The organism is Aeromonas sp. R10-2 (assembly GCF_040908445.1).
GTDB classification, from domain to species: Bacteria; Pseudomonadota; Gammaproteobacteria; order Enterobacterales; family Aeromonadaceae; genus Aeromonas; species Aeromonas veronii.
Genome location: NZ_JBFODS010000040.1, coordinates 1 through 26,695 on the forward strand (window position 1 = coordinate 1; position 26,695 = coordinate 26,695).

A 26,695-nucleotide genomic window follows, 5' to 3' on the forward strand; every position below is an offset into this window, starting at 1 on the left:
CGCTGATAGATATCCGCCCCCTCTTGCTCCTGTTTGGCCAGCTTGGCCTGCAGCTTTTCGATGGCCTGCCACTGGCGATGAAAATAGGCAAGGGCCGGACTCTCGTGGCGCGGCTCGGCTTTTTTTCGCTTGGCCGAGGTTTTACTCTTGGTCAGTGACATGAAAACTCCAAATGAAAACGGGATAGTTGGCTACCGTGGCCACGGCAGATTATCAGAGGGGAGGAGATGCGCCTATCCTCGCGGTCTGCTGCCGGAGAAAAGCGCACGAGGTGTACCGAGGTTGTGGCTCCCGAGTCACCCGGGCAGGCACGCAATCGCTAGAGCTGACTGCGCAGTATGTTCACCAGTACAGGTGCGAAGGGCTCCAGCTTGCCTTGTTTGGGCTGGCTCAGATCTTCGATCAGCATTGTTGCATATTCCGGCCGATCATGAACACCGATTCCGGTTCAACGTGAACACCATTTCCGGACCAATGTGAACGCTCATTCCGGCTCAACCTGAACACTTTGCTCCTCCTTTCCGGAAACAGTGTTCAACATCCCGGAATCACTGTTCACATTCACCGGAATCATCCTTAACGCATTGATTTAACAACCTTTGATACGCTCTCCCTTTTGCCAGGGAAGAGCCTATGTCTGCCAAGAGGATTGCAATGCGTAAAATTCGTGAAGTGCTGCGACTGCGGCTGGAAGCTGACCTCTCTGTTCGCCAGATAAGTTGCTGCACCAAGGTCAGCGTTGGCTCCATCCAGAAACTCCTCAAAAGTGCCCAGACGCTCGGCCTGACCTGGCCCTTACCTAGCCAGCTTGATGATGGCCAACTGGCGGCCCTGTTCTATCCGCAGGCCGATACCACCATCTCGGCCCGCCATGTTGTACCGGATTGGCCCTCTGTCCATCAGGAGCTCAAGCGTAAGGGGGTCTCCAAACAACTGCTCTGGGAGGAGTACACCCAGCGCTATCCCAACAGCTGTTACAGCTACTCCCAGTTCTGCGACCGTTACAAATCCTGGTGTCAGTTGCAAAAGCGCTCCATGCGCCAGATCCACAAGGCGGGGGAAAAGCTCTTTATCGACTACTGCGGGCCCACGGTGCCCATCGCCTCGCCCTCCACGGGGGAGGTCCGTCAGGCCCAGATCTTTGTCGCCGTGCTTGGTGCGTCCAACTACACCTTTGCCGAGGCTACCTGGTCACAGTCACTGCCGGACTGGTTGCAAAGCCATGTCCGTGCCTTTGAGTTTTTCGGCGGTACACCGGCACTGCTGATCCCCGACAACCTCAAAAGCGGTGTCAGCAAGGCTTGCCGATACGATCCCGAGCTCAACCCCAGCTACCAGCAGTTGGCCGAGCACTATCAGGTGGCAGTGATGCCAGCTCGCCCTTACAAGCCCAAGGATAAAGCCAAGGCTGAGGTGGGTGTGCAGATCGTCGAGCGCTGGATCCTCGCCCGCTTGCGCCACCAGACCTTTTTCTCGCTGGCCGAGCTCAACCAGTGCATCCGGGCCTTGCTGGACGAACTCAACGAGCGCCCGTTCAAGCAACTGCCCGGTAACCGGCGCGAGGCGTTTGAGCAGTTGGACCGCCCGGCGCTGGGACCACTGCCGGTGCATCCCTATCGCTATGTCGCCATCAAAACGGTCAAGGTCAACATCGACTATCACGTCAGCTATGAGCAGCACCACTACTCGGTGCCACACCAGTATGTGGGCCAGCAACTGGAGCTCCATGCTGGCGACACTTTGCTTCAGGTCTATCACCAGCAACATCTGGTCGCGAGCCATCCGCGTAAAACCATCCCGGGGATGAGCACGCTCCCGGAACATATGCCGGAACGCCACAGCAAACAGCAACGCTGGACGCCAGGCCGTCTCAAGCAATGGGCTGCTGACATCGGACCGGGCACCTTGTGCTGGGTTAGCGAACGGCTGGAAGAGAAAGCCCATGCCGAGCAGGCATACCGACTCTGCCTGGGGCTACTGAGTCTTAGCCGGGAGTATCCGCCATCACGGGTCGAGGCCTGCTGCCAGTTGGCTAATCGGGAAGGACTGGTGCGACTCAAACAGCTCAAGTCGGTGCTGAGCAGTGGCCGCGACAAACTGCCCGCAAGCCCGCTGAGCTACCCAGAGTTATCGCAAGAGCACGAGAACATCCGTGGCCCCCAGAGCTTCCACTAAAGAGGATACGCCCCATGACCCAACAAACCCTGACCCGCCTGAGAAACCTGAAACTGACCGGCATGGCGGATGCAGTGCAACAACAACTGGAACAGGCCAGTACCTACGAAGGGCTGCCCTTCATCGAGCGTCTAAGCCTGCTGGTCGAACACGAACAACTGAGCCGGGAGCAACGTAAACAAGCTCGGCTAGTCAAGCAGGCGCGGCTCAAACTCCAAGCCACGGTGCAAGAGGTGGACTACCAGTCTGCACGCAACCTGGAGCGGTCACAGGTTGCAAACCTGGCCCAAGGAGAGTGGCTGCGCCGAGGCCAGAACCTGCTCATTACCGGCCCCTGTGGCTGTGGAAAAACCTACCTGGCTTGTGCGCTGGGCTACCAAGCCTGTCAGCAAGGGCATAGCACTCGTTACTACCGGCTGCCACGTCTGCTGCTTGAACTGAGCCAGGCCAAGGTAGATGGCAGTTACGCCAGACTGCTGGGTCAACTGGCAAGGATAGAGCTACTGGTCCTCGATGACTGGGGACTGGAAGCGGTGAATGCCGAGCAACGCAACGCACTGCTGGAGATCATGGATGATCGGTATGGGAAATACTCGACGGTCGTGGTCAGTCAGTTGCCAACGGAAGAGTGGTACGCGAGCTTGGGGGACAACACCCTGGCAGATGCGATCCTGGACCGGCTGATGCACAACGCTCACCGGCTGTCACTGAAGGGAGAATCGATGAGAAAGAGGAGAAGTGAGTTGACCCAATCTGAACAGTCGAGTTAGAAACGGGATGACGTGAGCGCGTTAAGGATCAGGGTGTTCACGTTGGCCGGAATGGCTGTTCAACTTCGCCGGAATACGCAATTGTCAGCAATTGTGCATCATCTTCCAGCGCCAGTGCCTGCTGATCATCGCCATAGTGGGTCCAAATCAGGCTATCCACCAGCTGTTTGCGCTTGGCAACCAGCACCTTGTTGCTTTGCTCCGTATCACCCAGATTGAGTACCCGGATCGCCTCTTTGGCTCTTTCCGTCAACCCCTCAACCCGACCACTCCATTTAAAGCGCAACTCGGTTTCGCACTCAGGCATCAGCGGGGTCAACGGCAGAGGCTGCGAGCCATGGGCGGCATCGCACTGTTTCGGTGTTTTGCAACTGGCTACCAGATTGCTGAAATCCATGGTGCGCTTAGGGGCGAGATCCCTAGCCTCAACATGCTCGTTCATGGTGTCTTCACTGGTGCCGCTGATGGCTTGGCAACAGTAGGCGCAGAGATGGAATTGCTCAGTAGTGCAAGCCTCCCGGATCTGCTGGCGAATTGCCTGACCCTCTTCATCGTTGGGTAGGTCGTGATATCGAGCATGAGGATTTTGACGTTTGAATGCCGCCAGACTTGCAGGTTCTTGTCCCTTATAAATCTTGCGCACGGCGCAGCTCCTCTTTGCGCAGCAGCAGGCTAGCCTTGGTCAGCTCCAGGTTGTTGGCTGGCAGCTCGGCTCTTAGCGCGGCCAGCAGGGCATTGGCATTATCAAATTGCCGATCTTGAATTAAATCGAGTAAGTCATTCAGTCGGCTCGCCACCCGCTCATTGCGAATAGCGGTATCCATCACCTCCAGCAGCACCGAGTTGGCATCCTGACCATATTGGGATGGCACTTCAGTCAACTCGCCATTATCGAGCGAATAGACCAGTACATCCTTGCAATCGCTGATCACCAGGGGGGAGTGGGTGGTCAGCACAAACTGACAGTTGGGGAAGGTATCAGTGAGCCGCTGGATGATAGTACGTGCCCACTGGGGATGCAGGTGCATGTCCACCTCGTCGATCAGCACCACCCCATCGCCGTGCAGCGGATTTTCCAGCTCCGGATTCATCATTGCGAGGCGGCGGGCAATATCGCCCACCAGTGCCATCAGGGATTTCTCCCCTTGCGACAGTTGCAACACATTGAGGGTCTGACCCTCCTTGTCGATGGACATATGCAGACGCGGCTTACGGCGGACCTTCAGATTTTTAAATCCGGGCATAAAGTTGGCAATAGCTGTGCGCACCGCCGTCAACTGACGATCTCTGGCTGATGCCTGTGTCTGTTGCAACTTTTGCCAAAGATCAGGACCGAGTAAATCTTGAAGTTCATTAAGAACTTCAGTAGGGATTACCGACTCGTTTTCGCTATCTTCCCGCTCGCGAAACCACTCAAAGAAACGACGAAAATCGACTCCTTGACTCAGCGAATTGTCATAACCATCGAGTTGGCGAAATGAATGTTTCTCTTTGATCTTTAGCGGAATATCCAGCACCACCCGCTCGACTGGGTAGAAGGCGATCAGGGGTAAGCTGACATTTTCCTGCTCTGTCAATCGTGCTCGATACTCATCGGCTAGTTTGCTAGCGTCGGTCAATATGGATTGCTCGTTGCTCTTGCGACCGGCGCGAGTTTTGGTGAGAGACCAGATGTATTCCTTCAGCTGATCGTGTAGTTGAAGAGAGACCACCGCGGTATTGGCGCCATTGAGGATGACCTCTTCCGGGATGGGGCTGCCGCTGCCTTTGTCGCTGCGCAAACGGGCAACAAACCAGCTGAGTGAGGTCGCCAACGATTTGAGTACCGAGGTTTTGCCTGCACCATTGTTGCCAATCAGCACGGTCACATTCGAGTTTGCCCGCTCCGTGGGGGCAAACTCGATGGCAAGACGCTCAAAACGCCCCAGATTTTCGAGGGTGAGTTGTTTGATTTCCATGCTCTATTCCTAATTTTGCTGCCAACACGACCTTATCTCGCCTGCACTTGGCTTACAACCCGTCGAATGTTGCCGCTGACTGCACATCATACGAGCGGGTCAGGCCGTTGCGCGAGGCTTGCGGGGCCCACACTTACCTTTTTTGCCGCTGGCGGTGGCCCGCTCGGTCTGAATGCGGGCCAGCAGGGCGGCGGTTTCTCGTGCGTCCGATTACGCTTCGCTAATCGAACCTACGTCGCGGATGTTTTGGTTGCCCGTTTGCGCGGCTTGGCAGTGGCCCGCTCGGCTTGAATGCGAGCCAACAGGGCGGCGGCGCTATTGTCGCCACTGATCAGGTCCGGGTTGGCTGCGCGCCAGTCGGCGGTCAGCTCGCCACGAAATGCCTTGGCCAGAATGGCCTGGGTCAGGTTATCGACCCGCGCTTTGGCCGTCTTGGCCTGCTGCTCGATGGTATCGGCATAGGCAAAGAGTTGTTCTACGCGACGGACAATTTCGGTTCCTGATTACCCATGACCCTCAGCCAGCTTCAAGAGCCGATATGGCATCGGAGGGCTTGCCATGACTGCATGCCCCAATTCAACCAACATGCTCTTGAGGTCAAAACGATGATTAAACCGGAAGCAGTATTCCGCAAGATGCCTTGGTAAATGCTTCGCTCCGAGCTTATGACAACTGCCCCGCAGCGAGTTCTTCAGGCCACGCAGCTCAGGGCGAAACAACCGCTCACAGCTGGCGTAGAAGTTGTTTACATCAACGAGCGCTATAGCCATCACGCTGCCTCAGATTGCCAATCACATGGGTGACCACTCCGAACAACTCCAGGGAGAGGCTCATACAAGGGTCGATAGGCGCGAACGCCGGATTGGCTGGCAACAGCCGCAACCTCGGCTTGAGCTGCAAGGTCTTTACCGTGAAGCCGCCATCGAGTAGTGCAATCACCACATCACCATTGCGCGGGGTGAGGCTCTTATCGACCACCAGCAAGTCACCGGGAAAGATGCCGACCCCGGTCATGCTCTCCCCCTCGGCACGCAGATAGAAGGTTGCTGCAGGGTGGGCCACGCAGTGGGTGTTGAGGTCCAACTTCCCTTCCAGATAGTCGCTGGCTGGGCTGGGAAAGCCGCAAGAGGCGCGGTGCAAGAACAGCGGGATGGTCACCTCGGCGGGTGATAGGTCTGGGGTTAACAGCTTCATGGTAAAACGCTTGTATTTATATACAGTCATTATAGCGCACCACCTTTGAACCAGCGCAAGCCCCACATGACAGTGATGGCGTACCATGGTGTCAACAAATAACAAAGAGGTCAGTATGAGTCACAGTCTGTGTGCCCTACCGAAAGAGCAGCAAGAACGGGTCGAGGTCGAGAAGGCCGCCGCATACGCGGTATGGAAGGAGCGCAACGGTCACTTGGCCAGCGCAGAAAGCGAAGCGAACCAACATCAAGGTGAACTGGGTCGCTACTTCCTTGAAAAGGTCGCCTACTTCAAGTCGCGCTGACCCTATCAACACGTTCATCGGTGGCTATGCAGGTCACTAGCAACAAACCGCATTCCAAACAACTTAACGAGGTACGTATTGTGACGGCATTGGTAGTCAACTTGGTAGAGACCTACTCCAGCCGAGGTGCTTACAAGGGCGCCATTAGCGCTTGGCGGGTTTCAAGTGATATGGCCAACAAAATCTCCACCGTCATTGGGGTTTACAAGTCTCAAGTCGTGGTTGTCATCGAAGGCTGCCAGCTGAAACTCTCGACACCTGATGCCAATGAACTACACGATGACGGGTGTGATGGTCGTTACTTCGTGGTCGGTGGAGACGTTTACGAAGACACCAAAGCTTGGCTAAAGCCGCATCCGTGGTTATTCAAGTCACTGGCCAGCGTACAAGGCCCACGCTACCTGAGCCTCGAAGAGGCCAACCAGATACCTTCAGGCAGCGTCATACTGAAGTAAGCCATATCTACACATCTTGATAGATAAGGTGAGGGAGGCTCGCGCCTCCCCCACTCAACACCACACCTCACACAAGCTCTCTGCCTGCGCCAGAACCAGCTGAGCAGCCTCTTCCTGCTGGTCTGGCGGGTACTTGTACTTGCGCAGGATGCGCTTGACCATCAGCCGCAGTTTGGCGCGCACGCTTTCGCGGCTGCTCCAATCCACGGTCACGCTACGGCGCAGGTTGGCTGTCAGCTCATGGGCTATCTTGGCCAGTATCTCGTCCCCCAGCTCACGCACTGACGCCTCGTTGTTGGCCAACGCATCATAGAAGGCGAGCTCGTCATCGTTAAGGCCCAAGGCCTGCCCCCGCTTGCTTACGGCGGCAAACTTCTTGGCCATGTCGATCAGCTCCTCGATCACCTGTGCGGTTTCGATGGAGCGGTTCTGATAGCGTGCGATCACCTTGGTCAGCATCTCCGAGAACTTCTTCTCCTGGGAGAGGTTGGTCGCGAACTTCGACTTGATCTCCCCCTCCAGCAGTCGCTCCAGCAACTCCACCGCAAGATTGCGCTCCGGCAGGTTGCGCACCTCGGCCAGAAACTCATCATCGAGCAGGCCGATATTGGGCTTGTCGAGCCCCACCGCTTCAAACACATCGACCACATCGCCCGATACCACCGCATTGCCGATGATCTGGCGAATGGCCAAGTCGCGCTCTTCGTCGGTTTTCTTCTTTTGGGAGATCGCCTTCTTGGTCAACAACACTTTGACCGCCTGCAAGAAGGCCACTTCTTCCCGCACTGCCTTGGCCTCGTCAAGGGTGCAGCAGAGCGTGAACGCCTTGCTCATCGCCAGCGCGTTGTCGGCAAAGCGCTTCTTGCCATCCTCAAGGCCAAGAATAAAGTTGGCGGCCCCGGCGAGCAACTTGTGGCCACCGGTGAGGTAGTCGCTGTAATCAAAGCCATGCAGCAGGGCGCGCAGGATATCGAGTTTCTCCTCCAACACCGCGTAGGCCTCATGGGCATCGACGGTCGGCTTGCCCCGTCCTTTGCTGGCGGTGTACTCCTTGATGGCGCTCTTGAGCTCGTTGGCGATCCCGATGTAATCGACCACCAGCCCGCCTTGTTTGTCCTTGAACACCCGGTTCACCCGTGCAATCGCCTGCATCAGGTTGTGGCCCTTCATCGGCTTGTCCACATAAAGGGTATGTACGCAGGGCGCATCGAAGCCGGTCAGCCACATGTCGCGCACGATGACTAGCTTGAGCGGGTCACTCGGGTCTTTGAACCGCTTCTCCAGCCGTTTCTTGACCAAGGCTGGATGAATATGGGGGCGCAGCAACGCCTTGTCAGAGGCGCTACCGGTCATCACGATCTTGATGGCCCCCTTGTCGGGGTCCGGGTCATGCCAGTCGGGGCGCAGGGCCACCACGGCATCATACAAGTGCACGCAGATCTCGCGGCTCATGGCCACCATCATCGCCTTGCCATGCTGCGCCTGATTGCGCTCCTCGAAGTGGGCCACCAGATCGGCGGCCACCCGCTCTATCCTAGGCTTGCTGCCCACCACCTTCTCCAGTGCGGCCCAGCGTGACTTAAGCTTGGCCTGCTCACCCTCTTCCTCATCCTCGGCCAGCTCATCTACCTCGTCATCGAGGTGGGTCAGTTCGTCGGCCTTGAGCGACAACTTGGCGAGGCGTGACTCGTAATAGATCGCCACCGTCGCGCCATCTTCCTTGGCCTGCTGCATGTCATAGACGTGGATGTAGTCACCAAACACCGCGCGGGTATCCCGGTCTTCACTCGATACCGGGGTGCCGGTAAAGGCCACAAACGTCGCGTTGGGCAGTGCGTCGCGCAAGTGCTGGGCATAGCCGACCTGATAGCGCGCCGCCCCTTCTGCAATCTGGTTGGGTAATTTGAGCGAGGCGCTGAAACCGTACTGGGTGCGGTGCGCCTCATCGGCAATCACCACGATGTTGGCGCGCTCGCTCAGCACCGGGAAGGTGTCTTCATCCGCGCCGGGCATAAACTTCTGGATGGTGGCAAACACAATGCCGCCGGAGGGTCGGTTGGCCAGCTTGCTGCGCAGATCGCCGCGGGTTTCCACTTGCACCGGCTGCTCGCGGATCAAATCTTGCGACAGGGAAAACACCCCGAACAGCTGGCCATCAAGGTCATTACGGTCGGTGATCACCACGATGGTCGGGTTCTCCATCGCCGCCTCGCGCATCACCCGCGCCGCAAAGCAGGTCATGGTGATGCTCTTGCCGCTGCCCTGGGTGTGCCACACCACCCCGCCCTTATGGCTACCACCGGGGCGCGACGCCGCCACCACCTGGGTGATCGCCGCGCGTACGGCATGAAACTGGTGATAACCGGCGATCTTCTTGACCAAGCGGCCATCGTCTTCAAACAACACGAAAAAGCGCAGGTAATCGAGCAGCATGGCCGGGGTCAGAATGCCGCGCACCATGGTCTCCAGCTCGCCAAACTCGCCATAGGGGTCGAGGTTGACCCCATCCACCGTGCGCCACTGCATAAAGCGCTCGGCATTGGCCGACAGCGACCCCATCCGCGCCTCGCTACCATCGGAGGCAATCAGGATCTCGTTGTACTGAAACAGGTCGGGGATCTGCTCCTTGTAGGTCTGCAGCTGATCAAACGCCTTCCAGATGTCGGCATTCACATCGGCCGGGTTCTTGAGCTCAAGCACCACCAGCGGCAGCCCGTTGATGAAGAGGATGATGTCGGGGCGGCGGGTGTGTTTGGGCCCCTTGATAGAGAACTGGTTGATGGCCAGCCACTCGTTGGCGGTGGGCTGCTCGAAGTCAACGAGGCGGACAAAGTCCCCCACCGTCTCGCCATCGCGCTGGTACTGCACCGGCACCCCATTCACCAGCAAGCGGTGAAATGCCCGGTTGGCCGACAGCAGCGCCGGGGTATCGAGATTGACCACCTGCGCCAGCGCATCTTCACGCGCCACCAGCGGCACGGAGGGGTTGAGCCGGGCAATCGCCTCCCGCAAGCGCTCGCGCAGCAGCACCTGCTGGAACTGCTCACGCCACGGGTTATCAGAATCGGGGGCCACATCGTAGCCACACACCACGCGATAGCCCACCTCGGCCAACCACCCCAGCACCTCTTGTTCCAACTGATCTTCGGTCATTGTTGCTCAATCCCTCAAGACGATCCCTGGCCCCCCCATGGCCTCTGCCATTCGGGTATGCCCAACCTGCTCAGCGTCACAACGGGTGACATATCGACTCGTCACCCCCATCTGTCGATGGGATCGACAGGTTGCGAAAATATGTTTAAAAAAAGCCGAAAAATCGACACGTCATGGTGATATGTCGATCCCGTCACCCTGATCGGTTAGCGGGTCAACTCGGCGAACAACGCATCGTTGATGTAGTACTTTTCACGGCCAACCTGCTCTTCCCGCAAGATGCCCATCGTCGCCAGTGTTTGCAGATAGCGAGAGGCCGTCTGGCGTTTGGCAATACCGGCATCGACCAGAAACCCGATCTTGGTGTAGGGCTGCATAAAAATCAGTTCGACCAGATCCTTGCTATAGATGGCCTCCGCCTCCCGCTGCACCCGCTCGCGCACCTCTTCCATCAAACTCAGGATGCGATTGACCTGCTCAAAGGTTTGCTGTGCCGTGCTCTCTACCGCCCTCAGCATAAACAGCACCCAGGGCTCCCACTGCTGTGCTTCGGTGATGCCCCGCAGCCCGGCGTAATATGCCTGCCGATTGGCGATGATGTAGCGCGACAAAAAGAGCACCGGGATATCCAACAGTTGCTGCTCAACAAGATACAACAGGTTCAGGATGCGACCGGTACGGCCATTACCATCGGGGAAGGGGTGAATCGCCTCGAACTGATAATGCATCACCGCCATCTTGACCAGCGGGTCCAGCTCATCCTCGGCATGGATAAATTGCTCAAGATTGGCCAGCTTGTCGCGGATCACCTGCTCTCCAACGGGTGGGGTATAAATGACCTCACCTCGGTCACTCTTCAGGGCCGTACCGGGGATGGCGCGAATGCCGATATCCACCTGTTTAATCAGCCGAACCAGTTCAATAAACAGGTTGGTATTGAGCGGGCGATCCTTGAGCGAATGGAAGCCATGATAGAGCGCCTCACGGTAGCGCAGCACCTCTTTGGTGTGAGGATCTGTCTTGCCATCGCGGTTGGCGGCGGCGCGATACAGCTCGTCATTGGTGGTGACGATATTCTCGATTTCCGATGAGAGCCGCGCTTCTTGCAAGATGATGCTGTTAATCAGCAGCCCCTGATTGGGGATCTTGGCCGCCAGCCCGCGCAGATTGGCCAATACCCGGTTGGCCGCGATGGCTTGTTTCAACACCGCCTTGGTCTCCAGCTCGATGATGGGGGGCAGCAATGGCAGGTCGTTATAGGGCTGGTTACGATCAAATGACATCAGCAGTCACCTCTTTTAGTCAGCATGGTTCCAACACCCCGCACTGGTGGCATCAAAAAATACAACCTCCTTGATGCCCGCATCATTTAGCATTTTTTCCATATGCACCCTTTCGGATTCAATTTTTTTTGGTGTCTTGTTACCAGCAAACACAGACACCGCGGCGCGACGGCATGGTGATAACGCCAGCTGCTCAAGAATATGACGATCCTGTTTGCCAATGCTCCAGCCATAAATAGTCATGCTGTCTTTGGGGCGAGGTAATTCATGTTGATACACATGGGAAAGATATCGGGAGCTGTTTATCGCGGCGATCTTGCTCTCTGACGAGCCCTCGCACACAAACAGAGGTTGACCGTCATTATCACGCCAGTACTGGGTGATAAGGCTTAATGGGTCGCTATTGTCGGCCATCAGCTTACTTTCCTCGCCACCTTGAGTTCGGTAGAGCGCAAGATTGCCATGAGGATAAAAGACTCTGGTCACTCCGGGCTCAAGTTCAGCAGGGAATGACGCGTTGAAGCATTGCTTGATCAATTTGGGGTCTGTCGCGCGCGTCTTATCAATGGTGAACCCGTCCTCAAAACGCCAACCATTGGCTTGGCGAGCATTAAGTGATGCCCAATAGACTATCAAGTCGTAGTTGAGGCTGAATACCGTCGAAAAACCTGCCATAAAGCGGCCAATATGGTCAAGCCCTTGCTGGTCACTGATAGCCTTGTCTGGATGAATGTCTTTTACGGTATCGATCAGCGCCCGCCGCACATCTGTATAGGCGTTGCGAACTTTGTCACGCTCGATTTTGGCCAGCTCAAACTTTTGATTGATATAGTCAGCCTGCCATAGGCGATATAACACTCGTTCGAAATCACGGTCATTCTTGGCGAATTGATCAAACACCTCCTGTGCGGCAGGGCGGATAAATCCGTGCTCACAGCCCTGCTGATACAGGTTGGTGTAACGAAAACAGGGATCGACAGCGACACTGCCGCCATTGCCCACAATCAGGGTGTCGCTGTAATCGGCCTGTATCTCACGCCATGTCTTTATATCTGCCACGTCAGCTTGCCCCTTCGACCATAGCCTCAGCCTCCGGCAAGCGCAGTTGGCCGGAGATCAGGCGGGGCAGCAGCGTGTCGCGCAGGGTGGCGAGGGTTTGGGCTTGCTCGTGATTTGACAGAATGCGTTCAAGCAATACTCCAACAGAGCCGTTGAAACGATCCAAGATGTTTTGTGTCGGAGTGACCACGGGATAATCCAGTAGTACTGCACCGCTAACATTCGCTTGTGCACTGCCATGAGAACGTGCTTCGGCATAACCTTTGAATGCAGAGTTTCTAACTAAGCAGTAAACAAATCCCAAATCAATCAAACCAGATTTTGTGGCAATGCGCCCAACTCGTTGATTTAGATATGCATGCGGCTCTACGTGAGGCACAAGCCCCGTTTCCCCAACGTATCCAGTCATACCAACGAGCAGGTCACCTCGTCTAAGTTTGAATCGGCTCAGGCCCTCCGTCGTTTCGGGAGCTATATACGAACACCCAGAAAAATCGATGATTCCCGGTTTAACGTCGCCAATCTTCACTACTGGGTGCCCAGATTCACACCAGTCCTTGCTCTTAAAGGCATAACCATTCTGAAAGTGGGCGACATCTCCAAGAGTTCCTGTATTCCACCCCTTCGGTATCATGCCAAGCGCGGACTCTTCGAAGCTGTTGGGGAACAGGGCTGCAACCTCGGGGGCCAGACCTGCTAGTTGCTCGCCACGAGCACGGGCATGGACCGGGTCGAAGTCAACAAACCACGACTTGAACAACGCCTGAGCGATCGCCTCTAGCGTGGTGTTGGTCTCTCGCAGCAAGGCGATGCGATCGTCGAGATGAGATAGGAAAGTGACGATCACATCCCGATGCTCTACCTTCGGCCAAAATAGTCGATACGAAAAAATAGCGTCAAGAGTAATACTTGCCTGGTTGGCACTGCCTTGCGCCTTTGAAACAACGTGAGCAGAAAAATCTTGAGACCTCATCTGGTAGTAGATGAATTTTTGGTCAGCCAATGACTTTGACTTGGCTCGGATGATTACCGAGTTCTGATTCATTAACGCACTTTCGGCCCAAGCCGGAACTCGGATTGTGCGACCAACGACTGAAGCGGGATTGTTTGGCCAAGAGCCGACAGTGGCAACAACAATATCGTTAACTTCAAGGCTTACTTCTGGGGTTTCCTTTGCGATGTCTGGAGATACAAATTTCAGGTCGTTTGGACTAATGCTATCGTCAGTAAAATTTGAGACCCTTACAATAGGGACACCAGAGCTTATATAGTCCTTAGATTTGAACGCGAATCCCTTCCTGTAAGAAATAAGCGAACCTAAATCCTGCATTGGCCACTCAGAGCTCATACCCAAGTCCCTCCAGTTTCTGCTTGATCAACTGGTCCAGCTCGGCGCCCTTGGTCATCTGGTCGCCAAGTTGTTTGGTCAAGCGAGCCATCTTGTCGGCAAAGGCCTCATCGTCCTCCTCCACCTCTTCCGCGCCCACATAGCGGCCGGGAGTCAACACATGGCCATGCTCGGCAATCTCGGCCAAGGTTACGGTGCGGCAGAAGCCCGCTACATCCTCGTAAGGCTGCTCGCACTCCCCGTCACCTTTCCATGCGTGGAAGGTATCGGCGATACGGGTAATCGCGCTCTCATCGAGTTCGCACTGCACCCGGCTGATCATGGTGCCCAGCTTGCGGGCATCGATAAACAGCACTTCCCCCTGGCGGCGGGTCTTGTTCTTAGCGAGGAACCATAGGCAGGCCGGGATCTGGGTGTTGAAGAAGAGCTGCCCCGGCAGGGCCACCATGCACTCCACCACGTCCGCCTCCACCATGGCACGGCGAATATCACCCTCGCTGTTCTGGCTGGAACTCATTGAGCCATTGGCCAGCACGATACCGGCACGACCAGTTGGCTTGAGGTGGTAGAGCATATGCTGCAGCCACGCATAGTTGGCGTTGCCCGCAGGCGGCGTACCGTAGACCCAGCGCGGATCCCCCTCGAGGCTACCATGCCACCAGTCGCTGATATTGAACGGCGGGTTGGCCAGCACGAAGTCTGCACGCAAGTCAGGGTGCTGATTGCGGGTGAAGGTATCCCCGTTTTCGCGCCCGAGGTTGTAGTCCATCCCCTGGATGGCGAGGTTCATGGCCGCCAGCCGCCAAGTGGTCGGATTTGACTCCTGACCGTAGATGGAGACATCACCCAGCTTGCCGCCATGGGCTTCGATAAACCTCTCCGACTGCACGAACATGCCGCCTGAACCGCAGCAGGGGTCGTAGACCTGACCATGATGGGGAGCAAGTACCGCCACCAGTGTCTTGACGATACTGGCAGGCGTGTAGAACTGGCCCCCCTTCTTGCCCTCGGCACTGGCAAACTCGCCTAGGAAGTACTCGTAGACCTGCCCCAAGATGTCGCGCGCTTCACCGACATCACTGCCAAAGCCAATCTTGGAAACCAGATCCACCAGCTCGCCGAGCTTGCCATCAGGCAACTGGGCACGGGCGTAGCGCTTGTCGAGGATGCCCTTGAGCCGTGGGTTCTCCTGCTCGATCAGGGTCAGCGCATCGTCAATTCGCTTGCCGATATCGGCCTGCTTGGCATGGGCACGCAGCCCCTCCCAACGGGCCCCTTCCGGTACCCAGAAGGCGTTCACCTCACGGTAGTAGTCGCGATCTTCCAGCTCCTCGGCCAGCAGATCATCGTCACAATCGTAGAGGAAGTACTCGTCGCTCTCATCGGCAAAGCGGCGGGTCAGCTCAGCGCGACGGGCGGCGAAGGAGTCGGAAATGTACTTGAGGAAGATAAGGCCCAGCACGATGTGCTTGTACTCGGCGGCATCCATGTCGGCACGCAGCTTGTCTGCGGCAGCCCACAGGGTCTTCTTCAGCCCCTCGATACCGGTAACTTGCGGCTCATCCTTGGCCTGCTTGCCCTTTCCACTGGCTTTCGCTTTGCGTGGTGCTGCAGCGGCTGCTTCGCCATCCAACACCCGGAGTACAGCACCGCCCCGCCCGCGCCCCTTGCGCAGAACGCCCTGTTCCAGCAGGGCCTCGCGTGCGGCGGTAAAGTCCTCATCGGTCAGGTCGCTGAATTGGGCTTTCAAGGTTTCCATCAGGGCTTGGTTGCCGATACTGCTACCATCTTCAGGAACGGCGGCCAGCAGCGCTTGGCTGAGCTCGTTGAGGTCGGTCATGGGGTTCTCCGGTTAATGCGTGTTGCCTTCACAGCCCACCTGCGCGAAAGCCAAGGTGAGGATGCGGGCCAAGTCGTCAGACTGACGGAACGGCGCATGCCGAGTCTTGCGGGCGCAGCAGGGACCTATCCAGGGTGGTGGGTCAACAGAAGGCGATGCAGCCAAGGTGATGCATCGGCGAGAAAAAGTCCGGCCCGTCAGTCGTCTATCCATTATCTGGCGGGCAGTTTATACAAATGAACCCCGCAGCACTATGCGTAATGTCACGCGAAAGGTGATCACTGCGCATCGTTGTTATTGCAGAGATGAAATGGTCAACGTCTCACGTTAGCGGGCAAAAAAACAAAGGAAAGGCCATGAATTGGCCTTCCCCACGACCTATCCCATTAATCACGGATGAGTAGGTGCCAAAATGTAACCACAAGCGGATTGGTGGTCACGTCTTGCGCTTAGGATTGGCGTCCATGTTCGTCGCTGGGTAAATGACTAAGTAGACATAGCCGTGGCTGCCAAGGGTATCGGCTTCGCAGGTAAAGCCTCCATGCTGGATAGTGATACGTTGCTGGCGCTGGGCATCCAGTTCGCCGGTCAGCAGCTTGGCTTCCAGTTCCTTGATGATGGTAGGTAAGGCAGCCTCCAGCCGGTCTATAGCCTCCTCCTGCCATTCGCCTACCAGTGAGGCCCGATCTGACAGAAAGTGCAGGCGATGATGCTCTTGAATGAGACGAGCCCCAAAGCGCGGCGTCACGTTATGGGGCAAGCCCCACTGCGCAAAAATCCGGGTGGACTGGTCTGGCGCTGCGGGTCGGTGTTCGTCATTGGTGTGGGTGGTTGTCGTGGTCATGATTAGCAATACCTCAGTCGAATGTCTATGCGGGTGCCGGGCACATTGTGGCGCTGGCGCAGTCTGTTCAGATGCTCCGGGAGTTCTGTCAGACTGGCCAGTCGCCCCCGGTAGAGCCGGGAGAGATTGACGTAATCGGGATGGCTCACGGTGATGGTTACCTGATGCCCAGGCTGCCAGCGGCCAAATAGACGGGCTTTGGCCTCTTTGATGGTGGTGATGCCGGGAGCGGATAACGTCTGCCGGTTACGCAGATGCAGTTTATTGAGCTCGGGGGCATAGCGATGCACCTCGAGTCCGGTGATAAGACGGGTCATGTTCGGCGACTCCAATGATGCAAAGGGCCAGCCTGTGAGGGCTGGCCCTTTATGCTGTTTGTGGATGAACGGGGCTGGCTTGTTGTGGTTGTTGACCGCTACCAGGTCGCGGTGGCTAGCCGTTGTAAAACAGGATGTAGTTCACACCGGCCTGCTGGGCAGCAGTGAGCAAGGGTTGCAGTGCTGGCGGGATGGCATCGAGCTCCATGGCCAGGTTCAAGGTGTACTCGTAGGTGGAGTCATCCTTTACGCCTACATGTTCATGGGAGGCCATAAGCTTGACCCATTGCCATTCTGATTCCTGGTCTGCGTCATCGTAATCGCCGATGATGGAACTCATGGCGACATCCAGCATCTGCATAACCGAATGGCCTGCCAGTGGGTCAGGTGTTGCAGGGATGGTGTTGGTCATTGCATCGCTCCTTGTTGTCTGGGCTGTGCGTTACATCTGATTGATAACCGGCTTGCAATTGAGCCGGTCCAGCAGGTGCTGCGAGCCGTACTGGGCTACCAATCGGTCTATTGCCATTTGGGCGCAGGCCACTCTGCTGGGCTTATTCTCTGGGATTGCGTAACGCGCAGTGAGCCAGCCACCGAGCAGCGCGATGCGGTAACCACTCGGAATATGGGTAAGCGAGGTGCCGACGCCCCTGCCGTGAATGAGAAAGGGCACGGCTTGGCCGCCGATGTCGATATCCATGCGTTGCCCTTTGAGCTCGAAGGTGGTGAGCTCGCCAGTTTGCGGATGTTTGCCGGGCACCTTGATGGTGATGTTTTTCGCCATTTCACACCTCCGGCTTGGCTTCAAAGTGGCGGGTTACAACGCCCGCTTCCGGGTCGATACTGATAAAGGCCGGGGCTTGCGGGTAGTACTGGTAGAGCCGCGCCAATTCAGCGCGAAACACCTCAACGTTTGGCGCAATCACATGGCTGGTATCCCCTTCGGCGTAGGTAAATGTCTCTAGCTTCTCCGTGTGAATCCAGATGCCGAAGTACCAGGCGTCTTCCTCGGTGTCGTATTGCTGCCAGACCTGGGCCAGCAGCGTCCGGTCGTAGTAGTAACGGTCAGCCTGATGGCTCCCCCGGTCGATGCGGCAACCCGTCACGGTGAGCTCAAAAAGGATACGCCCCGCTTGGTGAGCCTTCTTGACCCGGCGCAGCAGCGTGAGGGCTTTGGCTCTGCTACGACCATTACCGAGCGGGTGCTGCTGTCTGGCCCGCAATGCCAGATGGGTCATTATCTTCGGTGCGGTGTTGTGGTTGAGCTGGCCGATAGCGGCGGTGAGTTGTCGGGCGGACAGAGTCTTGTAATCACGTAAGTCATGCATGGTTGGGCTTCCTTCAAATGCAAACAGCCCCTCGGTGTGAGGGGCTGTATGGGGTCTTGTGTGTGCTGGTGGCCGTGGCTCAGGTGTGACTACTCCAATCCGGCTTGTCATTACTACCGTGGTTGACGTAGGCCCCGACAATTACCCGTTGCCACTCACCGACCGGCTGACCCGCTGCATTACAGGCGCAGCGAAAGCGGGCGAAGTTAATCTCTCGTGGCAGGTGCTCACGCATATCCCGTGGACTGACAAAGAGCGTGGTCTTGTGCAACACAGGGTTGGGGGCCACCAGCGGGCCACCAATACGTCGCCCCTCCACATCGTGGGCATAGGCAAAGCCCGGCAGCATCAACTGCTGACTGATGAGCTTGGCAAGCCCTGAGTGAGCACACATGGCCTCCGCTACGGAGGCCTGGCTAAAGCTGTCGTTGAATTCGATCATGGGTGTTTCTCCTTTTCCTCCGGTGAACGGTAAGCAGCTGCCAGCAGCGCAAACTGTTCGACCAGATAGCTGATACTGATGCCCAGTTCATCGCTCACCCCATCCCCTAGACGGTGATGCAGGTGTGCCATGTCATCGGCGACACGTTGGGCTAGGTGGGCCATTGAACTCGGTGGCGAGCTTGCCACTGTCAGGGTGATGTAGAGATCCATCACATCTCTCCCCAGGGTGCTTGCTCCCACAGTGACAGCCGGGGCAGCACGTCTTGTGCGAGAGCCTGTTGCAACTGCTGTAGTACCTTCACAAGCCGAGGTGCCTGCTCAGGGCTCCCGGTCCATTCGCTCGATTGGTACAGGGCGCAGCAGGTGAACTTGTAGAGGGCCACCAGCTCGCTATCGGTGAGTGGAGCCTGGTGGTAACGGTGGGCAGGTTTAAGCGGACTCAGCTTGGTAGAGCGGTGCTGACGTGGTTGATGACGCCCCAGCTGATAGCGATGCCAGACTGCACGCCGGTTGGCGAGCATCATCAGCCGTACCAGCCGGTCTACCCGCCACGTCCAGGTACTGGTGACATCCATTGGCGAGTTCCACCAGAGGGTGCGCAGCAACTCAAGGATGTAGTGCGGTGGCATCGGGGCATTGCAAAAGCGGTGTAACTGTACGGCAAAGGCTAGGTAATCCTTGCGATCGATCATGAAGGCAGACATGGGGTGATTCCTTGAAATGCAAAAGGCCACCTGCAGTGAGGTGGCCCAGTGGGTAGTGTTGGAATATCCGGATCATGGTGTTGGCGCGGATGATCCGGGTTTGGGGATGCTGGCGTTATTCGTGCGCCTGCTCTGCGTCTGGGTTAGCCGCATCAAACAGGATGGCGTAGAGCGCACAATCAATGCCGTTGACGGTATCGTGATGCGGGTAATAGGGTGGTGCGTCTCGGGAGCGCTCGAAGTAGTCGCCAAAGCAGCTGAGGCATTCGCGGATCTCGATGGTGGATCCCCGCAGCAAGGCCTCTTCAAGCTGCATGGCATAACCCTCGTCATCACGAGCCTTGGTGACTGCTTGCCCCAACAACGCCAGCGCCCCTTGGTTGCTGGCGGCTGCCAGGCCATGGCGTAGCTTCCCGAGCATTTCCTCAAGGGCATAGGGATTGGGTAATCGCATGGTGCGTGTCCCTTCTTGGGTTGGCTAATGGCGCAGATGATGCAGCAGCGCATCGATGGCCTCGACACAATCGCTCTGGGTGAGTTGGTAGCCGTTAGGCAGGTGAGCCACGATAGCGGGCTCGGCCTGCATCTGAACGTTGTCTTCAAGCCAGCAGCGCAGCTCGAGGAGGATGTCGAGGGCGGTGAGGTGAGATTTGCCTGGGGTCTGGTTCATAGCAGGTTTCGCTCAGCCAGCGAGACTACGCCCTCAGCACCGACCACCAGATGGTCGAGCAATCGTACATCGACCAGCGCCAAGGCCTCTTTGAGGGCTTGGGTAAAGACCCGGTCAGAGTGGCTGGGCTCGGGGTCACCGCTTGGGTGATTATGCACAGCGAGGACCGCGCCACTATTGAGCAGTAGGGCCCTTTTGACCACTTCCCGTGGATAGATGCTGGCGCTGTCTAGGGTGCCGCGAAACAGTTCCTCAAAAGCCAGTACGCGGTGTTGGGCGTCAAGGAACAGTGCACCAAACACTTCATGCTCCCGCTCTTGCAACAGGGTTTGCAGCCGCTCTGCGGCCTCAGTGGTACTGGTGATGGCAGTACCTTTGGCTAGACGCTTGCGGGCAATCTGGTTGGCGATGCGCAGCAGGTCTTGCTCGGTCACGGGTTCGGTGACGACATACGTGCCGGGGCATTCCCCGGCTTTCAGCTTGTGGTAACGCATAGTGGAATTCTCCAAATAAACAAAACCCCGGCACGCATGAAGCATGTCGGGGTTAAAGGTAGAGCGGTTGTTGGTTCACTTTGAGGGGTGTTCAGTTGGCCTTGGTGGCGGCGTCTGCTCCTGCTCCGGCTGTAGGGGCACGCTTCACCGGCATCAGCGCTCCGGGGACCAGTACGTTGAGCGGGATAGCGAGTGCAATACTCAGCCGTTCCGCTAGTTCATAGGCGGGACCAATGGTGTCGTAGTCAGCTACCCAGGTCGCCAGGGCAAGACCGCTGGCCTCCATCGCTCGCAGGTAGACGCTGTAGCCCTGAACCGCCAGGCTACTGCCGCGCACCACTTGCGTCTCCCCCTCTCGATTAATCGCCTCCAGCTCAACGGCTATCGGTTGTTTGGGCATCTTGAGCCTCCTCATGGGGTAAGGGGTCACTCTCTACGCAATAACCGTGATGAATGCAGGTGCGCTGCAGGTTGCTCAGAAAGTCTCCCAGTACACGGGGCTGATCAGAGAACGGGACGGGCCCTGCCTGGCTACGCCAGAAACAGCGGCGCGTGGGATCCACACATATTTCATCTATCGGCTGGCTCATCGTGCGCCAATCCTCGGCATTGGTGAGGGAGAGCAGTTGCCACTGCACCCCAGACCAGCGCAGGTGCAGCGTAACGGTGCGGGCATGGGGGCTATCAGGAGTGAGGTGTAGTAACCAGCGCTGGCCACGGTGGCGCGGTTGTATCTTGGCCTTGGCGGCGACCAGTCCCAACCACTGGCGCGAGGTGTGGGTCAGCGGCAGTTCGTTAGTCATCACACACCTCCTACTCCCCGCTGACCGTGACGGTGAAATACCCCAACTGGGCGTAGCTAATGAAATTGCTCTGCCACAGGGCGAACAGTTCCCGCGCTTCCACGCCGGGCAGTGGTCCCCAGCCCTGCAGATAGTGTTCGTCGCAGGAGAGGTTGAAGTCGAGCTCTTTGCAGAGCTCGGCATCCTGGCCCAGCCCCTGGTAACTGAAGTCGGTGATGTAATCGAAGACCCAGCCGTGCAATCCCCGAATAAGCCGCAACTCTACCGGATGGACGCCACCCGTCTCGGCACTGTAGCCGGGGCTGCGAAAGTTGAAGGTCAGGGTCGAGAGGTCGGTGAGGTCGCGCTGTTGTTCCCGCACGACTTTGCGCAGTAAGTCAGGCAGCTCGGGGGAAATCGGCAGGGCCATCCCTGCCAAGTGAAATGGCATGGTCATCATGGTGTGTCCTTTTGGTATCGAATGTGAGAACCGTTAATCCCTGAACCAGCGCCAAGCGCGGTAGAGGCCGTAGGTGGCAGCCAAGGGTGCCGCCAGCGAGGTGGCCGAGCTACTCAGCAACGTACCGACTGCAGCGGTCACCACAGTCGTTGCTGATGGATTCAGTGCCGTGCTGGTGGCCATGCAAGGCAGGGCCGCAAGGGTAGGCTGCCGAGCCACAGAGTGAAGCGCCTGATGTGCGATACACCCCGTGGCAATCAGCTGGTTAATCTGCTTGCTGTAGTGAAAGCCCTCGATACACCAGAGCACGAAGTGCTCGCAGTTGTTAAAGAGCGTGCTGTAGTGCGCCTCTCCAAGACGGGAGTAAGCGCGGTCGATACTCTCCTCCCGGTTGAACGCTCGTGCGCTATGGTGCTGGATGCGATAACCCCGCCCTTGGCTAAACTCGGCAAGGGTGGCGATAGCTATCTGACCGGAATGTATACCGGCACTGACCCCCTGGTAGTGGATGACCAGATGGTCCCCCAGATAGAGACCGTGGTGCTGGTAACCGGTGCGGGGGGAAACGAGGTGGTCCCCTGATTGCGGTAATGACATGAACCGTTCCTTAAATAAAATGCGGCATAAAACAGAGGGCACCCGAAGGTGCCCTGATGGTGGTGAATGTGTGGAGGCTGGTGGTCAGGACTGCTTGCGCAGCGTCAAGCTGCTGGCATCCCATACCCAGCGCTGACGAGGATTGCCGGGCAGGTCGAGGGTGAAACCGTTGGGTTCGCGGGTCAGCTTGCCTTCGTCGCTGCAGGTACCAAAGGGCTGTGAAAGCATGGTCAGCGCCCCCGTCTGAGCGACCGCGAACTGATAGAGTACCGGGCATGCCACACCGCCACTGTGCAGCTCAAACAAGACCGCCTGCCCATTGGCCAGCGGCAATCGGTGCGTGAGCGTGATGGCGTCATATTCATCGGTGCGCAGCAGTACCTCACCCCCATACCGGATCTCGATGTTGTAATCGTCATTTTTCACGATGGTAAATGACGCGGTACTTGATGCGGCTGACGAGGGTGCAAAGGAGGGTTCGAAGTAACGGCTACCATCCGAGTAGGTCAGCATCATGCCGTTCAGTGAAACCGGCTGGCTGACACTGGGGATGAGCCTTGGCTCATCTTCATCCAGCGGCATCAACATGATGCGTTCCCCTTTCGAGGTCTCTATCCAAAACTGCATGCTGGCGAAATTGAGGGTGCCCTCAACGTTGGCCGGTACCCGTTTAGTGACCGTTGGCACAGTGAACTGGGGCGCCGCCCAGGTCGGTAAAGCAAACAGCGATAACCATGTGCACCACAGTGCCAGTCTGATTTTTTCTGTCATGTCACTCTCCAAACGAGTTATTCAATGGTGTAAGAGGCATTGCCCAGATTGGTGAAGAGGATGACCTCCCTCAATCGGCACGGCTCGGTCATGACCAGCCGCCAGCTTTCGGTGTAATTGAGCTTGAGTGGGAAATGGGTCCCCCCAAGCTGACCACCGATGTCATTGCGCAGCATCACCCGGCAGTCAGAGGGGGCTATACAATTTCCTTGGTGAAAGCGAGGCTCGTCACATTTTGAGAGAGCGCAGCGCCCCTTCTTTGGCGGCTAACATTTTGATGAATTCAGGGGCCCACTTCCTTCCCGTAACAATATCAATAATCGTCCTGTCGCTCATCTTAGGTACGTTATAAATGAGCTTGATGATAAGGCCACCCAAGCTATTGCCATTTATAGTTGTAAGCGTTTTCCAAAGTCCCATATTACCAACCTTCATGATTCAATTTTGACCATTAACATGTGCATCCGATAATCAACTATCTCTGCAAATCAACCAGTAAAGTAATCCGGCTAAAATCGGGTCAATTATAAGTCCGAGAATGAACCAGCCCCAGAATGAGCGTCCGTTACCAGCCGCAACAAATCCCAGTAATAAAGCAAGTCCAACCCAGATCAGGACTAATGGCATGAGGAGTCTCCTGTAATGTGTAAATGGCAAAAGAAAGCCGGGCCGATAAGGCGAATCTATCGGGTAGGCGAGACATTCGAGTAATGTCAGTGGGAGTGCTGGATCGATAACCAGACTCAGTCAACAAAGTGGCCAGAGGTGAGATCGTGTCGAACTCCTTTCGATGTTGGGGTGACTACTTCACTAAATTAGATCTAATGAGGTGACCCTCATCCCAAAGGGTCCTTAATGTCAATAAGTCCATGGCCAACCATACAGGTTGACTGGAGGACTTATGACAGACATCAACTTTGACGATCTAGCCAAAAGCGTCGGTAAAGCGATTGGACGGCAACGCCAACAAGCGGGACTGACCCAGGATCAAGTCGCAGAGCACCTGGATATCGGGATGGAAGCGGTCTCTCGGATGGAGCGGGGAAAAGTGGTGCCTACCGTGGTGCGGTTGGCAGAGCTCGCCCAGCTGTTTGAGTGTGAGCTTGCAGACTTCCTGCGTGAGACCAGCAACCGCCCCACCGAACAAGGCATTGTGCTCAGCCAACAGTTGGCTAAGCTCGATACAGAGGACAGAGCGCTGGTGCTGGAGGTGGTAGATAAGCTGGTGGCACGATTGGCCCCTTAACAGCTCGCAGTGCGCATCTGTGACTGACTGACACCCGATGCCAGGGTCAATAACTTGGGAGGCCGTAATGGCGCTCCCAAGCAGCTTCACAGCGATATCTGTTTACTCTCCCTTGATAATATCTATCTGAGTTCCTTTTCAATCAGACCGACAGAACAATAACCTAGGTCTGCCAAGGCGAGGTTGGCGTGATGGTCTCTCCATACGCCCGAAGGTCCGACGACCAGCTGGCAATACCGCCAATATTTGCGTATCCAGCTTGGTCAGATAACTCAGCGCATTAATCAGGTTTATGCGCTTGGTTGTATCGCTGTAGTGGACCATCCCAATACCATCAGTTCCCCATTCCCGATATTCCTCCCGCCTGACCTGACAATTGAAATAGCTCCCGTTATTGTCGGACATATCTTCCCATACCTCTCCCAGCGCTATACCCAGCGAGATATCTCGTTGGTGAACTGCCCCATTAAAAATGAACGTAATGTGGGTATGGAAACGTCTATCAACACCGAACTCCAGTTTCCAGATATAGCCTAACAGAGCGGGATATTTGTTCTGTACTCGACGAAGGTAACAATTCCGATCTTCCGTCACGAGGTCTAACGTGAGCTGGTCGTAGTAGTCTTCGTGATAGCCGATATCCAATCGGATGACTAATAGCTTGGCATGCTGGTCGAATAGGCTATTAACATACGTCGCTATACTGAGCTGATTGCGGTTCTTAGCGCGTTTGAGGTTATTGAGGCGCTTACGGTGCGCCTTACTCTTGAACTCTCTTAGAAACGCATACAGCGCGTTATTAATATCCCTGGCTAATTCGTCACCGACATCACTATCGAGATATCGCTCATGGATGAGATGCAATCCATAAACCTCTCGCATATGCGTTAGGAATAGCGCTACCGTTGGATGCGCTGACGATACCTCCTCATGACAATAAAAATAATCACATACGGTATCCAACGCATTAAAGAGTTTGGTTGATAGCCTACGACCAATGCAAGTAATGCGTGACTTACCTGGGGCTGAATAAACAGCCCTGACAATAGGAAGCGCTGTATTTTGGAGTCGGTCTGTTAAGGTTAGGATATCTAATAGCCTGACTGAATTAAACATGAAGGCCTCGCTTAGGCAGGAGTAACCCTACGCTGTGTGATAGACACACGCGTATATAGGGGCGATTGGTGGAGTGGTATTGGCTAACTATGCTGGTGGTAGCATGACCACCACATGGGAGTGGTGTAATGGTACTCGATAGTGGTTATTGGTTGTATATGGGTGGCTGTACATAGCGTAGGAATAGTATTGAATAGAAGTAATGTTTAATGAATGGTAGTGATATCAAATAATAAATATACCTAAACGTGATACGCATGCCTTACCTACGAAAACGCCAAAAACATATATAAGAAGGCATGGCTATTTCCCTAACCCATGAGCCTATCAAGGCATGATTTATAACACTGGAAGTTATGGAGCTCACTAGGGATGGAAAAAATGTATTCAAGACTGGCTGCGATGAATAAGCCAGCTATCAACATCGTGTTCAAACCAACCAATAGAGGACTGACCTATCTTGAAGGGTTTGGGGAATGTCTCGTCATAACGAGGGGACTTGGGATTAAGCCAGTCATAGATAGTAGACCTAGACATGCCAATCTTGTTGATGAGGTCTTTGATGCGCAGGACTTTGATGGTGTTGTTCATGGTGTACTCCTGATGATGTAGTGGGTTGTTTCATCAGAAGAGCGGGCCAGTGAAAAAAAAGATGGTAGTTCAGCGAGCTGAGTGGTCATGATGCCAAATACAAGTATGTGCCTTCATATTGGTAGCTTTCTATGGTTTGGAATGGTCACCCTCTCGGTGCACATAGGTAGCGATAGCCGGAGTAGTAGCCATAGGTAGGAGCATGCACATAGCCCATGGAGAATGAGTGAAAATTCAGATGAGCTTCGCTTTGCCATGCAAAGTCACTTCCCATGTTAAGTGTGATCATGGTTATGTACCGTGATTTTTAGCTAAGTGTGCGAATCGGACATCTAGAAGTCCGCCATTTTACTTCTTTGCATTTTTATCGTGATATTCAGCCGGAGTTATGGTTATTTGATAGACAAGCGGGAATTCAGATAATAAGTGCGACACTCATGGATGAATGGCGAGAGGTGGCCAACTGCTGATTGGTGGTACCCTTCTGCTCGCCAAAGTAAAAGCAGTATCACCATGAGCTATCAGCAGTTGACCGAGGGGCAACGATACCAGTTATCGGTGCTTCGCGCACAGGGGATGTCCATCCTTGCCACCGCACGCGCCATTGGCGTTCATCGCTCCACCCTCTACCGGGAGCTGCGTCGTAACGCCGGGCCGCAGGGCTACCAGCCAGACAATGCGCATCAGCACGCCACCCACCGACGGGCCAGTGCGGCCAAATCTCGGCTATCTGCCGATGTCATCCAGTTTGTCGAGCTGACACTCGCCTGGTGGTGGAGCCCGGAGCAGATA

At 55.9% G+C, this 26,695-nt stretch carries 36 protein-coding genes and 1 pseudogene; 7 read left to right on the plus strand and 30 right to left on the minus strand.

What is annotated here, in order from left to right; translation table 11 throughout:
• The first annotated feature begins 633 nt into the window (after positions 1-633).
• Positions 634-2,175 (plus strand): IS21 family transposase, encoded by a 1,542-nt coding sequence (gene istA, locus AB5Y97_RS09765; protein ID WP_024944013.1) that lies wholly within the window; start codon positions 634-636, stop codon positions 2,173-2,175.
• A 14-nt stretch (positions 2,176-2,189) separates the two neighbouring features.
• The gene (gene istB / locus AB5Y97_RS09770; RefSeq protein ID WP_059296348.1) at positions 2,190-2,945 is read left to right on the plus strand and encodes an IS21-like element ISAs29 family helper ATPase IstB; all 756 of its coding nucleotides are present in this window, start codon (positions 2,190-2,192) and stop codon (positions 2,943-2,945) included.
• Between the two features lie 37 nt (positions 2,946-2,982).
• Here the strand turns inward: istB and AB5Y97_RS09775 are convergent, their stop codons facing one another.
• Both AB5Y97_RS09775 and AB5Y97_RS09780 read right to left on the minus strand, forming a co-directional pair.
• Entirely contained in the window at positions 2,983-3,588 is a 606-nt protein-coding gene (locus AB5Y97_RS09775) for a hypothetical protein (protein ID WP_368157737.1), read from the minus strand.
• A complete protein-coding gene (locus AB5Y97_RS09780; RefSeq protein ID WP_368157739.1) occupies positions 3,572-4,903 on the minus strand; it encodes an AAA family ATPase in 1,332 nt (443 codons plus the stop codon). The genes AB5Y97_RS09775 and AB5Y97_RS09780 overlap by 17 nt, the downstream gene beginning before the upstream one ends.
• Positions 4,904-5,190: 287 nt before the next feature.
• Between AB5Y97_RS09780 and AB5Y97_RS09785 the strand changes: the two genes are divergently transcribed.
• Positions 5,191-5,406, plus strand: a complete 216-nt coding sequence (locus AB5Y97_RS09785; RefSeq protein ID WP_042649076.1) for a hypothetical protein — start codon at positions 5,191-5,193, stop codon at positions 5,404-5,406.
• Here the strand turns inward: AB5Y97_RS09785 and AB5Y97_RS09790 are convergent.
• Both AB5Y97_RS09790 and AB5Y97_RS09795 read right to left on the minus strand, forming a co-directional pair.
• Positions 5,407-5,598: pseudogene (locus AB5Y97_RS09790) on the minus strand (IS1595 family transposase); the annotation flags it as partial.
• 55 nt (positions 5,599-5,653) lie between these two features.
• Positions 5,654-6,097: a LexA family transcriptional regulator gene (locus AB5Y97_RS09795; RefSeq protein ID WP_107979087.1), complete on the minus strand. Its 444-nt coding sequence runs from the start codon at positions 6,095-6,097 to the stop codon at positions 5,654-5,656.
• 115 nt (positions 6,098-6,212) lie between these two features.
• Here AB5Y97_RS09795 and AB5Y97_RS09800 point away from each other — a divergent pair, with 115 nt between their 5' ends.
• Both AB5Y97_RS09800 and AB5Y97_RS09805 read left to right on the plus strand, forming a co-directional pair.
• Positions 6,213-6,401, plus strand: a complete 189-nt coding sequence (locus tag AB5Y97_RS09800) for a DUF3283 family protein (RefSeq protein ID WP_101618200.1) — start codon at positions 6,213-6,215, stop codon at positions 6,399-6,401.
• A 20-nt stretch (positions 6,402-6,421) separates the two neighbouring features.
• The gene (locus tag AB5Y97_RS09805) at positions 6,422-6,856 is read left to right on the plus strand and encodes a hypothetical protein (protein ID WP_155270316.1); all 435 of its coding nucleotides are present in this window, start codon (positions 6,422-6,424) and stop codon (positions 6,854-6,856) included.
• Positions 6,857-6,910: 54 nt separating this feature from the next.
• Here AB5Y97_RS09805 and AB5Y97_RS09810 read toward each other — a convergent pair whose 3' ends face one another.
• From AB5Y97_RS09810 to AB5Y97_RS09925, 24 genes are all read right to left on the minus strand, one after another.
• On the minus strand, positions 6,911-10,009 hold the full coding sequence (locus tag AB5Y97_RS09810) for a type I restriction endonuclease subunit R (RefSeq protein WP_368157741.1): 3,099 nt from the start codon (positions 10,007-10,009) through the stop codon (positions 6,911-6,913).
• A 206-nt stretch (positions 10,010-10,215) separates the two neighbouring features.
• Positions 10,216-11,292, minus strand: coding sequence for a Fic family protein (locus tag AB5Y97_RS09815; RefSeq protein WP_335875074.1), 1,077 nt, complete (start codon positions 11,290-11,292; stop codon positions 10,216-10,218).
• Between the two features lie 15 nt (positions 11,293-11,307).
• Entirely contained in the window at positions 11,308-12,351 is a 1,044-nt protein-coding gene (locus tag AB5Y97_RS09820; protein WP_335854823.1) for a DUF4917 family protein, read from the minus strand.
• 1 nt (position 12,352) lies between these two features.
• Positions 12,353-13,699: a restriction endonuclease subunit S gene (locus AB5Y97_RS09825; RefSeq protein ID WP_368157743.1), complete on the minus strand. Its 1,347-nt coding sequence runs from the start codon at positions 13,697-13,699 to the stop codon at positions 12,353-12,355.
• Positions 13,689-15,539 carry a type I restriction-modification system subunit M gene (locus AB5Y97_RS09830; RefSeq protein ID WP_368157746.1) on the minus strand — a complete coding sequence of 617 codons (1,851 nt, stop codon included), beginning with the start codon at positions 15,537-15,539 and terminating at the stop codon, positions 13,689-13,691. Before AB5Y97_RS09830 ends, AB5Y97_RS09825 begins: the two co-directional genes overlap by 11 nt.
• Positions 15,540-15,975: 436 nt before the next feature.
• The gene (locus tag AB5Y97_RS09835) at positions 15,976-16,383 is read right to left on the minus strand and encodes a type IV toxin-antitoxin system YeeU family antitoxin (RefSeq protein WP_201980526.1); all 408 of its coding nucleotides are present in this window, start codon (positions 16,381-16,383) and stop codon (positions 15,976-15,978) included.
• 2 nt (positions 16,384-16,385) lie between these two features.
• Positions 16,386-16,700, minus strand: coding sequence for a hypothetical protein (locus tag AB5Y97_RS09840; protein WP_201980522.1), 315 nt, complete (start codon positions 16,698-16,700; stop codon positions 16,386-16,388).
• 115 nt (positions 16,701-16,815) lie between these two features.
• Complete coding sequence (locus AB5Y97_RS09845) at positions 16,816-17,112, minus strand: hypothetical protein (RefSeq protein ID WP_279463359.1); 297 nt, start codon at positions 17,110-17,112, stop codon at positions 16,816-16,818.
• A gap of 30 nt (positions 17,113-17,142) precedes the next feature.
• Entirely contained in the window at positions 17,143-17,484 is a 342-nt protein-coding gene (locus tag AB5Y97_RS09850; RefSeq protein ID WP_279463357.1) for a hypothetical protein, read from the minus strand.
• 1 nt (position 17,485) lies between these two features.
• The gene (locus tag AB5Y97_RS09855; RefSeq protein WP_368157749.1) at positions 17,486-18,028 is read right to left on the minus strand and encodes a hypothetical protein; all 543 of its coding nucleotides are present in this window, start codon (positions 18,026-18,028) and stop codon (positions 17,486-17,488) included.
• Positions 18,029-18,107: 79 nt separating this feature from the next.
• Positions 18,108-18,470: a hypothetical protein gene (locus AB5Y97_RS09860; protein ID WP_043170869.1), complete on the minus strand. Its 363-nt coding sequence runs from the start codon at positions 18,468-18,470 to the stop codon at positions 18,108-18,110.
• Positions 18,467-18,682 (minus strand): hypothetical protein, encoded by a 216-nt coding sequence (locus tag AB5Y97_RS09865; protein ID WP_029303599.1) that lies wholly within the window; start codon positions 18,680-18,682, stop codon positions 18,467-18,469. The genes AB5Y97_RS09860 and AB5Y97_RS09865 overlap by 4 nt, the downstream gene beginning before the upstream one ends.
• The gene (locus tag AB5Y97_RS09870) at positions 18,682-19,176 is read right to left on the minus strand and encodes a hypothetical protein (RefSeq protein WP_368157750.1); all 495 of its coding nucleotides are present in this window, start codon (positions 19,174-19,176) and stop codon (positions 18,682-18,684) included. The genes AB5Y97_RS09865 and AB5Y97_RS09870 overlap by 1 nt, the downstream gene beginning before the upstream one ends.
• Positions 19,177-19,291: 115 nt before the next feature.
• On the minus strand, positions 19,292-19,630 hold the full coding sequence (locus tag AB5Y97_RS09875; protein ID WP_335854829.1) for a hypothetical protein: 339 nt from the start codon (positions 19,628-19,630) through the stop codon (positions 19,292-19,294).
• Between the two features lie 24 nt (positions 19,631-19,654).
• Complete coding sequence (locus AB5Y97_RS09880; protein ID WP_244054141.1) at positions 19,655-19,846, minus strand: hypothetical protein; 192 nt, start codon at positions 19,844-19,846, stop codon at positions 19,655-19,657.
• Positions 19,843-20,340 (minus strand): DNA repair protein RadC, encoded by a 498-nt coding sequence (gene radC, locus AB5Y97_RS09885; protein WP_198505361.1) that lies wholly within the window; start codon positions 20,338-20,340, stop codon positions 19,843-19,845. The genes AB5Y97_RS09880 and radC overlap by 4 nt, the downstream gene beginning before the upstream one ends.
• A gap of 91 nt (positions 20,341-20,431) precedes the next feature.
• A complete protein-coding gene (locus AB5Y97_RS09890) occupies positions 20,432-20,740 on the minus strand; it encodes a hypothetical protein (protein ID WP_052815459.1) in 309 nt (102 codons plus the stop codon).
• Positions 20,715-21,143: a hypothetical protein gene (locus tag AB5Y97_RS09895; protein ID WP_368157753.1), complete on the minus strand. Its 429-nt coding sequence runs from the start codon at positions 21,141-21,143 to the stop codon at positions 20,715-20,717. Before AB5Y97_RS09895 ends, AB5Y97_RS09890 begins: the two co-directional genes overlap by 26 nt.
• Positions 21,144-21,153: 10 nt before the next feature.
• Positions 21,154-21,579, minus strand: a complete 426-nt coding sequence (locus AB5Y97_RS09900; RefSeq protein ID WP_198506623.1) for a DUF2787 family protein — start codon at positions 21,577-21,579, stop codon at positions 21,154-21,156.
• A 36-nt stretch (positions 21,580-21,615) separates the two neighbouring features.
• Entirely contained in the window at positions 21,616-22,179 is a 564-nt protein-coding gene (locus AB5Y97_RS09905; protein ID WP_368157756.1) for a lecithin retinol acyltransferase family protein, read from the minus strand.
• An 84-nt stretch (positions 22,180-22,263) separates the two neighbouring features.
• Positions 22,264-22,950 carry a hypothetical protein gene (locus tag AB5Y97_RS09910; protein WP_368157758.1) on the minus strand — a complete coding sequence of 229 codons (687 nt, stop codon included), beginning with the start codon at positions 22,948-22,950 and terminating at the stop codon, positions 22,264-22,266.
• A gap of 17 nt (positions 22,951-22,967) precedes the next feature.
• Positions 22,968-23,126 (minus strand): hypothetical protein, encoded by a 159-nt coding sequence (locus AB5Y97_RS09915; protein ID WP_270804091.1) that lies wholly within the window; start codon positions 23,124-23,126, stop codon positions 22,968-22,970.
• A 52-nt stretch (positions 23,127-23,178) separates the two neighbouring features.
• Entirely contained in the window at positions 23,179-23,370 is a 192-nt protein-coding gene (locus AB5Y97_RS09920; protein WP_043851829.1) for a hypothetical protein, read from the minus strand.
• A 51-nt stretch (positions 23,371-23,421) separates the two neighbouring features.
• Positions 23,422-23,577, minus strand: a complete 156-nt coding sequence (locus AB5Y97_RS09925) for a hypothetical protein (RefSeq protein ID WP_113721835.1) — start codon at positions 23,575-23,577, stop codon at positions 23,422-23,424.
• Positions 23,578-23,851: 274 nt separating this feature from the next.
• Between AB5Y97_RS09925 and AB5Y97_RS09930 the strand changes: the two genes are divergently transcribed.
• Complete coding sequence (locus tag AB5Y97_RS09930; protein ID WP_043851830.1) at positions 23,852-24,196, plus strand: helix-turn-helix domain-containing protein; 345 nt, start codon at positions 23,852-23,854, stop codon at positions 24,194-24,196.
• Between the two features lie 138 nt (positions 24,197-24,334).
• Here AB5Y97_RS09930 and AB5Y97_RS09935 read toward each other — a convergent pair whose 3' ends face one another.
• Together AB5Y97_RS09935 and AB5Y97_RS09940 are read right to left on the minus strand one after the other, a co-directional pair.
• Entirely contained in the window at positions 24,335-25,312 is a 978-nt protein-coding gene (locus AB5Y97_RS09935; protein WP_234923787.1) for an inovirus-type Gp2 protein, read from the minus strand.
• Between the two features lie 387 nt (positions 25,313-25,699).
• Positions 25,700-25,903, minus strand: a complete 204-nt coding sequence (locus AB5Y97_RS09940; protein ID WP_034165687.1) for an AlpA family transcriptional regulator — start codon at positions 25,901-25,903, stop codon at positions 25,700-25,702.
• Between the two features lie 513 nt (positions 25,904-26,416).
• Here AB5Y97_RS09940 and AB5Y97_RS09945 point away from each other — a divergent pair.
• The coding region (locus AB5Y97_RS09945; RefSeq protein WP_368157254.1) for a transposase at positions 26,417-26,695 on the plus strand (279 nt) is incomplete at its 3' end.